General features: G+C 70.9%; 9 protein-coding genes. 4 read left to right on the forward strand and 5 right to left on the reverse strand.

Going from position 1 to position 11,143, the window contains the following annotated elements:
* Positions 1–140: 140 nt before the first annotated feature.
* The gene (locus DEJ11_RS04845; RefSeq protein ID WP_217500037.1) at positions 141–2,042 is read left to right on the forward strand and encodes an APC family permease; all 1,902 of its coding nucleotides are present in this window, start codon (positions 141–143) and stop codon (positions 2,040–2,042) included.
* Positions 2,039–3,046 (forward strand): EamA family transporter, encoded by a 1,008-nt coding sequence (locus DEJ11_RS04850; protein ID WP_111103111.1) that lies wholly within the window; start codon positions 2,039–2,041, stop codon positions 3,044–3,046. The genes DEJ11_RS04845 and DEJ11_RS04850 overlap by 4 nt, the downstream gene beginning before the upstream one ends.
* Before the next feature lie 53 nt (positions 3,047–3,099).
* Here DEJ11_RS04850 and DEJ11_RS04855 read toward each other — a convergent pair whose 3' ends face one another.
* Entirely contained in the window at positions 3,100–4,782 is a 1,683-nt protein-coding gene (locus tag DEJ11_RS04855) for a long-chain-fatty-acid--CoA ligase (protein ID WP_111103109.1), read from the reverse strand.
* 95 nt (positions 4,783–4,877) lie between these two features.
* On the opposite strand from DEJ11_RS04855, the gene DEJ11_RS04860 reads away from it, so the two are divergent.
* Positions 4,878–5,804 carry an oxygenase MpaB family protein gene (locus DEJ11_RS04860; RefSeq protein ID WP_110864492.1) on the forward strand — a complete coding sequence of 309 codons (927 nt, stop codon included), beginning with the start codon at positions 4,878–4,880 and terminating at the stop codon, positions 5,802–5,804.
* An 82-nt stretch (positions 5,805–5,886) separates the two neighbouring features.
* Here the strand turns inward: DEJ11_RS04860 and DEJ11_RS04865 are convergent, their stop codons facing one another.
* The 4 genes from DEJ11_RS04865 to DEJ11_RS04880 form a co-directional block, all read right to left on the reverse strand.
* Positions 5,887–6,876 carry an aldo/keto reductase gene (locus DEJ11_RS04865; RefSeq protein WP_027464628.1) on the reverse strand — a complete coding sequence of 330 codons (990 nt, stop codon included), beginning with the start codon at positions 6,874–6,876 and terminating at the stop codon, positions 5,887–5,889.
* Entirely contained in the window at positions 6,873–7,439 is a 567-nt protein-coding gene (locus DEJ11_RS04870) for a TIGR03086 family metal-binding protein (RefSeq protein ID WP_110864494.1), read from the reverse strand. Before DEJ11_RS04870 ends, DEJ11_RS04865 begins: the two co-directional genes overlap by 4 nt.
* Positions 7,440–8,108: 669 nt before the next feature.
* Positions 8,109–8,669 carry a YceI family protein gene (locus tag DEJ11_RS04875; RefSeq protein ID WP_027464630.1) on the reverse strand — a complete coding sequence of 187 codons (561 nt, stop codon included), beginning with the start codon at positions 8,667–8,669 and terminating at the stop codon, positions 8,109–8,111.
* Positions 8,670–8,778: 109 nt separating this feature from the next.
* Positions 8,779–9,711: a putative endonuclease domain-containing protein gene (locus DEJ11_RS04880; RefSeq protein ID WP_284176685.1), complete on the reverse strand. Its 933-nt coding sequence runs from the start codon at positions 9,709–9,711 to the stop codon at positions 8,779–8,781.
* A gap of 374 nt (positions 9,712–10,085) precedes the next feature.
* Here DEJ11_RS04880 and DEJ11_RS04885 point away from each other — a divergent pair, with 374 nt between their 5' ends.
* Positions 10,086–11,090: an aldo/keto reductase family protein gene (locus tag DEJ11_RS04885; RefSeq protein WP_071405490.1), complete on the forward strand. Its 1,005-nt coding sequence runs from the start codon at positions 10,086–10,088 to the stop codon at positions 11,088–11,090.
* Positions 11,091–11,143 lie beyond the last annotated feature (53 nt).

The raw sequence follows: 11,143 nt of genomic DNA on the forward strand, positions 1-11,143 counted from the left end.
CCACAGGACCGTCCGGGTGTGCACGGGGGTCACCCGGACGGCTTAGCATCATCCACGTGACCGCGACAGACGCCGAGCGGGCCGCCCAGCGCGACGCCACCGAGCAGCCCCTCGACCGCAGCACCCGCCTGCGCCGGTGGATGCTGCACGGGGCCGACCAGGGAGCCTCCCACCAGGGCCCGCACCAGGTCGAGGTCGAGAAGACCCACCCGTGGTGGCGGGTCATGTGCCTGACCGGTGTCGACTACTTCTCCACCCTCGGGTACCAGCCCGCCATCGCCGCGCTCGCCGCGGGGCTGCTGTCGCCGATCGCGACGATCGTCCTCGTGCTCGTCACGCTGTTCGGGGCGCTGCCGGTCTACCGCCGGATCGCGCACGACAGCTTCCGCGGCGCCGGGTCGATCATGATGCTCGAGAAGCTCCTGCCGTGGTGGGCGGGCAAGCTGCTCGTGCTGGTGCTGCTCGGGTTCGCCGTGACGGACTTCATGATCACGATGACCCTGTCGGCGGCCGACGCCACGGCGCACATCGCCGAGAACCCGTACACGCCGCACTGGTTCACCGAGATCCCGGTGCCGCTCACCCTGGCGCTGCTGCTCCTGCTCGGCATCGTGTTCCTGCGCGGGTTCAAGGAGGCCATCGGCATCGCGGTCGGCCTCGTCGCGGTGTTCCTCGCCCTGAACGCCGTCGTCATCATCGTCGCCCTCTGGCACGTGTTCGAGAACCCGATGGTGGCGAGTGACTGGTGGTCCGGGCTGACGGCACAGCACAGCAACCCGCTCGTGATGGTCGGCATCGCCCTGATCGTGTTCCCGAAGCTCGCGCTCGGCCTCTCCGGGTTCGAGACCGGTGTCGCGGTGATGCCACAGGTCCGCGGCGACGCCACCGACGACACCAGCGACCGACCCGAGGGCCGGATCCGTGGTACCAAGCGCCTGCTGACCGTCGCGGCGCTCATCATGAGCTCGTTCCTCATCACGTCGTCGATCGTGACGACGTTCCTCATCCCGCAGCGCGAGTTCCAGCCGGGCGGCGGTGCGAACGGGCGCGCCCTGGCGTACCTGGCGCACGAGTACATGGGCGGCGTGTTCGGGTCGATCTACGACTTCTCGACCGTCGCCATCCTGTGGTTCGCCGGTGCGAGTGCGATGGCGGGGCTCCTCAACCTGGTGCCGAGGTTCCTGCCGCGCTACGGCATGGCACCGCAGTGGGCGCGCGCGGTGCGTCCCCTCGTGATCATCTTCACGCTCATCGCGTTCGTCATCACGATCATCTTCCAGGCCGACGTCGACGCCCAGGGTGGCGCCTACGCCACCGGCGTGCTCGTGCTCATCACGAGCGCCGCGGTCGCGGTGACGCTGTCCGCGCGCCGCAAGCAGCAGCGCAAGCGCACCATCGCGTTCGGCGTGATCTCGGTCGTGTTCGTCTACACCACCGTCGCCAACGTCATCGAGCGGCCCGACGGCGTGCGGATCGCGGCGATCTTCATCATCGCGATCGTCGTGGTGTCGCTCATCTCGCGCGTGCGGCGTTCGTTCGAGCTCCGGGCATCGTCGATCGAGCTCGACGCGACCGCCCGCCAGTTCGTCGAGGCCGACGCCGACCAGTTCAGCTCCGTCTGCATCATCGCGAACGAACCCGGTGCCGGCACGGCCGAGGCGTACCGGGCGAAGGGGCGCGAGGAACGCCGCGACTCCGGCATCCCGGCCCGCGTGCCGACGATGTTCCTCGAGGTCCTGCCCGCCGACTCCTCCGACTTCGAAGAGGACCTGGTGGTCGAAGGCCACGTCATCCACGGGTTCCGCGTGCTCAAGGTCCGTTCCGGGAACGTCCCGAACACCATCGCGTCGACGCTCCTCGCCATCCGCGACCTCGCCGGGGTGGTGCCGAGCATCTACTTCGAGTGGAACGAGGGCAGCCCGATCCGCAACGCCCTGCGCTTCGTGTTCACCGGCGCCGGCGACGTCGCCCCCGTCACGCGCGAGGTCCTGCGCGAAGCGGAACCCGAAGTGAACCGACGGCCGAGCGTCCACGTCTCGTGAGCCACGGACCGGGCGCGGGGCGTGCCTCCAGGCCCGTCGGCGGCCTGGCGGCGATCGCCGTCGCGGCGGCGGTCTGGGGCACCACCGGGACCGCGACGCACTTCGCGCCCGGTGTACCGGCGTTCGTGTTCGGCGCGGTCACCTTCGGGCTCGGCGGCCTCGTGCTCGCCGCGACCGCTGGTCGGGGCACGCTGCGTGCCGTCGCCCAGCGCCGGACCCGCGGCTGGGCACTGCTCGGCGCCGCGTCGCTCGTGGTCTACGCGGTCGCGTTCTACGCGGCCCTCGCCGACGCCGGGGTCGCGCTCGGCACGACCCTGGCGATCGGCTCGTCGCCCGTCTTCGCCGGCCTGGTCGAGTGGGTCGCCGACCGGAGGCGCGTCACCCGGCGGTGGGTCGTCGCCACCCTGGTGAGCGTGGTCGGCATGGTCGTCGTCACCCTCGCGCGCTCCGAGCACGACGGCGGCGGGCGGTCACTCGCGGTCGGCGTCGGCAGCGCCCTGGTCGCCGGTCTGACGTACGCGCTGTACTCGTGGGCGGTGGCGCGGGGGATGCACGCCGCGACGAGCCGGATGCCGATCGCCGTCGGTCGTGCGGAGTCCGACAGCATGCCGGTCGGTGGGGACGTCGGGGTCGCGGCCGCGCGGGCTGCCCGCGGGCCGAACGAACGCGGCCTCGTCGGCGCGGTGTTCGGGGTGGCCGCGGTGCCGCTCGTCGTGCTCGCCGTGGTGGCGGGCGGGCCGTTCCTGACCGACGCCGGCAACTGGCCGGTGTTCCTGTACCTGGCTCTGGTGCCGACGGTGATCGGGCACTCGCTGTACGCGCTCGGGCTCCGGACGGCGACGGCGTCGGTCGCGACGCTGCTGTCCCTGCTCGAGCCCGTCGTGGCCGCGGTACTCGCGGTGCTCGTGGTGGGGGAGCGCCTGGGCGTCGGCGGATGGGCCGGCATCGTGCTGGTGGTGGCCGGGCTGTCCGTGCTGACGCTGCCCGCGCGGCGCGCCCGCTGATCAGCGGCGGCGCCCGCGCGTCAGCCGGAGCGGCGCCGCCCCGGGAGTGCCCGTCAGCCGTCCAGGATCTGGTCCCGCACCTTCCGCCGCAGCACCTTGCCGATCATCGAGCGCGGCAGGTCCTCGACCACGACGACCCGGCGCGGCACCTTGTACGCCGCCAGGTGCTCGCGTGACCAGGCCCGGAGCGCGGCCGCGTCGAACGTCGAGGGGTCCTTCGGCACGACGGCCGCGACGACCTGCTCGTTGCCGCCCTGCGTGATGCCGACGACCGCGACCTCCTTGACGCTGGGGTGCTTGAGCAGGGTGTCCTCGACCTCGGACGGCGACACGTTGAAGCCGCCGGTGATGATGAGTTCCTTGAGGCGGTCGACGATCCGGACGTACCCGTCGGCGTCGATGGCCACGATGTCGCCGGTGCGGAACCAGCCGTCGGGCGTGAAGACCTCGTCGGTGGCCTCGGCCTTGCCCCAGTAGCCGCGGAACACCTGCGGGCCACGGACCTGCAGTTCGCCGGGCTCGTCGATGCCGAGCACCTTCGTGTCGTCGTCGGGGTCGACCACGCGCGCCTCGGTGGAGGACAGCGGCAGGCCGATCGACCCGAGTCGACGCTCGGGGGAGACCGGGTTGGCCATCAGGACCGGGGAACACTCGGACAGGCCGTAGCCCTCGACCAGGTAGCCGTCGGTCCGGGTCTCCCACGGTTCGACGATGTCCTGCGACAGCGGCATGGCACCGGAGATGCCGATCTCGATGCCCTTGAGCGACACCTTCGCCGAGTCGGCCGCGTGCTGCAGCCGGGCGTAGATCGGCGGCACGGCCGGCAGGAACGTCGGCGGGTGGCGCTTGATCGCCGTCAGGACGAGGGCGGGGTCGAACGCGGGGAAGAGCACGAGCCGCGAGGCCATGCTCATCGCGAAGGTCAGGCAGAGCGTCAGGCCGTAGGCGTGGAACATCGGCAGCACCGCGTACACGACGTTGTCGCCGCGGCGGATCTGCGGCACCCACGCCCGGGCCTGCGCGGCGTTCGCCAGCAGGTTCCGGTGGCTCAGCACCGCGCCCTTCGGCGTCCCGGTGGTGCCGGACGTGTACTGGATCAGGGCGACGTCGTCGGTGGCCGGCCGCGGGTGCCGCTTCGACAGCTTGCGGGTGTCGGCGAGGTCGTCCCACTTGACCGTGCCGCGGACCTTCGCCGTCAGCTTCGCGCGGGACTCGCGGGCCTTCGCGACCGGCAGCGACAGGGCGAGCCGGGTGCTCCGGGGCATGGCCCGGGTGATGTCGACCGAGACGATCGCGTCGAGGTGCACGTCGGCCGGGAAGTCCTGCAGCGTCGCGACGGACTTGTCCCACGCGATGGCGACCTTGGCGCCGTGGTCCTCGAACTGGTGGCGGAGCTCCCGCGGCGTGTACAGCGGGTTGTGCTCGACCACGATCGCACCGAGCCGCAGCACCGCGTAGAACGCCACGATGTGCTGCGGGCAGTTCGGCAGGACGATGGCGACGCGGTCACCCGCGCCCACGCCGAGCTTCCGCAGGCCGTTCGCCGCGCGGAGGATCTGCTCCTCGAGGTCGGCGTAGCTCGTGGTGCGCTTGAAGAACTCGAGGGCGACCTGCCTGGGGAACTTCCGGGCCGACTGCTCGACCAGGTCGTACAGGGAACCACTCTGTTCCTCGATGTCGTGCGGGACCCCCGGGGCGTACGAGGCAAGCCAGGGACGAGGCGTGTCGATGCTCACCCGACCCAACCTAGTGGGCCACCCCCGTGCACGCTGGGAGGGCCACTTTGCGCGATGCCACCCCCGCGCCCAGGTGACGGACGGAACATGACGACATGTCCACTGTCTCCGACGTCTTCCGGTCCCGCCTCAACCAGACGTTCACGGGTGGTTCGACCGGCACGGAAGCCTGGATGGACGACCTGGAACACGGCACCGACGCGGGCTTCTTCGGTCCGGGCTCCGCCACGTGGGCGGTGCACGGCGGCAGCCACGGCATCGTCGCCGGCGTGCGGGCACTGCTCGTCCAGGCGCTGCACCCCGGCGCGCTCGCCGGCGTCGCCGACCACTCCCGGTACCGCGAGGACCCGTTCGGCCGCCTGGCCGGCACCAGCCGGTGGATCGCCACCGTCACGTACGGCGACCGCCAGACCGCCCGCAGCGGCAGCGACTGGGTGCTCCGGCTGCACGAGCGGGTCCGCGGGCAGTACGTCGACGCGCACGGCACCACCCGCCCCTACGCGGCGAACGACCCCGACCTGGCGCGCTGGGTGCACCTCGCCTTCACGGATGCGTTCCTCCGCGCCGCCCAGCGCTGGGGCGGCCCGATCCCCGGAGGCGCGGACGCCTACGTGCGCGAGTGGGCCGAGGCCGGACGGCTCATGCGCATCGTCGACCCGCCCGAGTCCGAGGCGGAGCTCCGCGCCCAGATGAACGGGTACCTCGACCGCGGCGAACTCCTGGTGGACTCGCGCACCCGAGACGTCGTCAGGTTCATCAAGGACCCGCCGCTGTCCCGCCTGCTGCGACCCGGCTACCGCGCCGTGTTCCAGGGGGCGGTGTCCACGCTCGACCCGCGGCACCGCTCGCTCCTCGGCCTCCGTGCGCCGATCGTCGGCCCGGTGGAGCTGCCGGTGGTCCGCACCACGAAGCTCGTGCTCGACGGGATCGGTGCGGTCCTCGACGACCAGACCGGGTCCGAACGAGCCGCGCGGCGGCGCATCGCGCGCCTGCAGCGCGCCGACGGCAGCGCGGTCGCCTGACCACGGCCGTCACCGCGACCACCTGACGGACGGGAGGCACGGTGCCAGCTGGCACCGTGCCTCCCGTCCGCTCGTGGGGGCGTCAGAAACCCGACGGCACCCGGGGCGTGTACGCGGACTCGAGTCGCGTGACCTCGTCGTCGGTGAGCGTCAGCGACGCTGCGGCCACCGCGTCGTCGATGTGGTGCTCCTTCGTCGCGCCGACGATGGGCGCGGAGACCGCGGGCTTGCCGGCGACCCAGGCCAGGGCGACCTGCGCCATCGGGACGCCGCGCTCGGTGGCGACGGCCTCGACCGCGTCGACGATCGCACGGTTGGCGTCCTCGTCCTGCTTGTAGAGGGTCTTGCCGAACTCGTCGGTCTGCGCGCGCGAGCCCGAACCGGAGGCGTCCCAGGGGCGGGTGACGCGGCCGCGGGCGAGGGGGCTCCACGGGATCACGCCGACACCGGTGTGCTCGCAGAAGGGGAGCATCTCGCGCTCCTCCTCGCGTTCGAGCAGGTTGTACTGGTCCTGCATGCTCACGAACTTCGTCCAGCCGTGGCGTTCCGCGGTGTGCTGCATCTCGGCGAACTGCCACGTCCACATGCTGCTCGCGCCGATGTAGCGCGCCTTGCCGGCCTTGACGACGTCGTGGAGGGCCTCCATGGTCTCCTCGATCGGCGTCACCGGGTCGAAGCGGTGGATCTGGTACAGGTCGACGTAGTCCGTGCCCAGCCGGGTCAGGGAGGCGTCGATCTCGTGCATGATCGCCGCGCGGGACAGCCCGGCGCCGTTCCGGCCGGGACGCATCCGGTTGAAGACCTTCGTGAAGACCTGGACGTCCTCGCGCGGAGCCAGCTCGGCGAGGAGCGTGCCGGTGATCTCCTCGCTGCTGCCGTCCGAGTAGACGTTCGCGGTGTCGAAGGTCGTGATGCCGGCCTCGAACGCGCGGCGGACGAACGGGCGGGCCTCGTCGATGCCGACGCTCCAGGCGTGCGAGCCCCGGTCCGGGTCGCCGTACGACATCATGCCGAGGACGACGCTGCTGATCTCGAGCCCCGAGTTGCCGAGGCGCTTCGTGTCGGTGGTCATGCCGTCACTCTGGCATCGCGACCTGTGACGGCGAGCAGGCGGACCTGGAGCGGGGAGTCCTCGGTGACGTCGACCGGGGGTGCGTACAGGCCGGTGGCGGCGAGGTCCTCGATCTGCGGCTCGAAGTACTCCCACACGGCGCGGACGAGCTCGTCGGGCAGGGACTCCTCGGTGCCGGTCGCCCGGGCGAGGTCCCACGTGTGGATCGTGATGTCGCTCGTCTGCTCGGTGAGGTACTGCGCGGCGGGCACGACGTCGGTGCTGAGGTGCACGGGGGTGTCCTGCGGTGCGTTCCGCCAGGCGTCGGTGGCCGCCGTGGCGAACCGGTGCCACTCGGCCACCAGGTCGTCGCCGATCGGCTCGAGGTCCGCCTGGGCCTGGGCGTAGTCGCACCCGGTCAGGAGCTTCGGGATCCAGCGCTGCTCGTCGACGACGTGGGCGACGAGGTCGCGGGTGGTCCACTCGGAGTCGGGGGTGGGGGCGTCCCAGTCGGCGACGGCGGCGACGCGGCGGCCGAACTCGGCTGCCGCGAGGGCCTGCATCGCGATCCAGTCGGTCGCCATGGTGGTGCTCCTGTTCGTCGTGCGGGCGTGTTCTTGGTTGGTGCTTCTCGTGCAACTCGGGGTCCGTCGTGCGGATTCCCCTCGGTGCCGTCGCACGTGCCAACGTTACGCGGGGGCGGGGGCGGTGCCGGGGGCCGGGGCGGTGCCGGGGCGGGGGGCGCCCGGGCGCTCGTCCGCTCGTGCGCTCGTGCGCTCGTGCACGCTGGCTCCCTGTCCCGCGCGTGCTCGCGCCCCGTTCCGCGAGCGGGCGAAATGCCGCACTTCGTCCCCGCCGTGTCCCGGGCATTCCGCCCGCTCGGCCGCGCTCCCGATCTCCGCCGGGGTCGCTCGCGCACCGCGCGGGTCCTTAAGCGAGCGGGCGAAATGTCCGGCGTGCTACGGAGATCGGCGTGGTATTTCGCCCGCTCGTGGCGTGGGTGTTTGCATGGGCACGGGCGCCGGCATGGGCGTGATTGCGGGGATCAGCGTCGACTTCGGCGCCCGGCATCGTCGAGCGGGCGGAATGCCTGACGTGACAGGACGAAGGGCCGGGGTGTTTCGCCCGCTCGTGGTCGGCGGAGCGGGGCCGACAACGAAGAACGCCCCGACTCCGTGCGGAGTCGGGGCGTTCTTCTCGGGTTCGGGGAGTGCCGCTCGGTGCCCTCAGTCGGGCGTTGAGTCAGGGGTGGCTCAGGCCGCCTGGAGGACGAACTGGACGTCGAGGTTGATCGTGACGTCGTTGCCGAGCGTGAAGCCACCAGCCTCGAGCGCCGCGTTCCAGTTCACACCGAACTCGGTGCGGTCGATCTTCGTGGTCGCCTCGGCACCGAACTTGACCTGGCCGTAGCCGTCCGTGGTGAAGCCGCCCAGCTCGGCCTTGAGGACGACCGGCTTGGTGACGCCGCGCAGGGTCAGGTCGCCCGCGATGTGCAGGTCGTCGCCCTTCGCCTCGATGCTCGTCGAGCGGAAGGTCAGCTGCGGGTGCTCCTCGGTGAGGAAGAAGTCGCTCGTCTTGAGGTGCTGGTCGCGCTGCTCCTGGCCGGTGTTGATCGACGCGACGTCGATGTTGGCCTCGACGGTCGACTCGAGCGGGTTCTCGGCGGTGACGACGGTGGCGTCGAACGTCTCGAACTTGCCCTTGACCTTGCTGATGGCGAGGTGGCGGACCGAGAACGTGACCTCGGAGTGGGTCGGGTCGATCTTCCAGGTGCCGGTCTTGTAGCCGGGAACGGTGTCAGCGGTGAGCGTCATGGTGGTCCTTCTTCCGAACGAGAGTCTGCGGTGCGACGCGTTCCATGCGCCTGCATCGAGTTGATACTACGCCAGTGTGCACCGTTTTGGTTGAAGCGTCAACCATTGTTCACCCAAGTGTCGCAAACCGCGTGTCGTGGGCTCCTTTGGCGCCGGCCTCGAGCAGCCGTCGGATGCGGTCCACGAAACGGTCGACGCCGTGCGCGACGTCGTCTGCTGTTGCTCTGACGAGCCACCAGTCGACGTCCTTGAGGTGCTCCCCGCGCGTCAGGTCCTTCCGGAAGGTGGCTGGATCGGTGCGGTGCAGATCACTCTCGTACTCGATCGCGACCCTGGCCTCGGGGTAGGCGAGGTCCACACATGCGACCCACTGCCCGTCGACGACGACATCGTGGTTGAGTGCCGGTTCCGAGAGTCCGCGGCGGACGAGTGCCAGCCGTGTCCGGGTCTCTCCGGGAGACCGGGATCCCCTCCGGATCTCGTCGAGCGCGAGGCGGAGCTTCACGATCCCGCGAATGCCCCGTCGTCGTCGGACGGCCTGGGCGAGTTCGTCGAGCGTCGCCCAGCCGAGCCAGCCCACGAGCGCATCGCCCGCGACGATGAGTTCGTCGAGCGTCAGCATCGAGCCCAGTGCGACGAACGTGTCGGCCGGAGTGGTCAGTGGCACTCCTCGTGCGATCGTCGCGCGGACTGACCCGTACCGGGCTCGGTGGCCGACCGTGCCGCGGACCCGGAGCGCTTGGTCGGTCCCGATCGTCGTGACGTGCAACCGCTGATCGCGTTCGAGACGACGGGGGAGCGGGACGCCGATGATCGCTGCCGCAGTGACGTGACTGAAGACCTGATCGGGGCGGAGTCGAGGAGCGAGCGCCCTTGCGCGTTCATCCACGGATTCCGGTGGGAACGCTGATCGGATGCCGTGGAACGGGCGGACGAGATCTCGAGCGTCGAGTCGGCCACGTGAAACGCCTCTGTGCAGCGCATCCCGTACCCGGAACGAAGCGTCGCGGAGTGCCATCGGGAGTCGGCGTCTTGCGGTCATCTCCACAGCGTGACGGCGAGCCGACCCTGAGGACGGGAGTCGGGCCTCCTCTGTGGACTGCTTGCCCGCTCTCGCCGCTGTGGAGGGACGGTTGCCCCCGTGAGCGGGTGAAACACCGCGCCCGCCGCCGACGGCACCGCGGTGTTTCGCCCGCTCGCGGGGGTGGAGGCGATCGCAGGGAGCGCGGAAGTCGCAGCCCGGGGTCATCCAGGCGAGCGGGCGAAAGGTATGGGTGGGCTGGCGAGAGCACCGTGGCATTTCGCCCGCTCGCGGATCCGACCCCCGCCCCACGCACGCACCCACACGCCCCACCCACCCCGACAGGCACTCGCGGGACCCCTCACGTGCGCGCTCACTCCAGTAGCGTCGGGACCATGGAATTCAGGTACCTGGGCAACTCCGGACTCAAGATCTCCGAGATCACCTACGGCAACTGGCTGACGCACGGCTCGCAGGTCGAGAACGACGTCGCCACCCAGTGCGTGCGGGCAGCGCTCGACGCCGGCATCACCACGTTCGACACCGCGGACACGTACGCCAACACCGCCGCCGAGACCGTCCTCGGCGAGGCGCTCAAGGGCGAGCGGCGCCAGTCCCTCGAGGTCTTCACGAAGGTCTACTGGCCGACCGGCCCGAAGGGGCACAACGACGTCGGCCTCAGCCGCAAGCACATCATGGAGTCGATCGACGGCTCGCTCGAGCGACTGCAGACCGACTACGTCGACCTCTACCAGGCACACCGCTACGACTACGAGACCCCGCTCGAAGAGACGATGCAGGCCTTCGCCGACGTCGTCCGCCAGGGCAAGGCGCTCTACATCGGCGTCAGCGAGTGGTCCGCCGAGCAGATCCGCGCCGGTGCCGCACTCGCCAAGGAACTCGGCTTCCAGCTCATCTCGAACCAGCCGCAGTACTCGATGCTGTGGCGGGTCATCGAGGGCGAGGTCGTCCCCGCGTCGAAGCAGCTCGGCCTGTCGCAGATCGTCTGGTCGCCCATCGCGCAGGGCGTCCTGACCGGCAAGTACAAGCCGGGTCAGCCCCTGCCCGAGGGCTCGCGTGCCACGGACGAGAAGGGCGGCGCGGACATGATCAAGCGGTTCATGCGCGACGAGGTCCTCGAAGCCGTGCAGCGCCTGCAGCCCGTCGCCGACCAGGCCGGCCTCACGCTCGCGCAGCTCGCGATCGCGTGGACCCTGCAGAACGAGAACGTCGCGAGCGCCATCGTCGGTGCCTCGCGTCCGCAGCAGGTCACCGACAACGTGAAGGCCGCCGGGGTCAAGCTCGACGCGGACGCCCTCGCGGCGATCGACGAGGCACTCGGCGACATCCCGGAACGGGACGCGTCCAAGAACGTGTCCCCGTCGTCGCGCCCCGCGTAGACGCAACCGACCGACGGACGGGAGGCCCGGTGCCAGCTGGCACCGGGCCTCCC

The sequence above is a fragment of the Curtobacterium sp. MCLR17_058 genome (genome assembly GCF_003234705.2).
Taxonomy (GTDB): domain Bacteria; phylum Actinomycetota; class Actinomycetes; order Actinomycetales; family Microbacteriaceae; genus Curtobacterium; species Curtobacterium flaccumfaciens.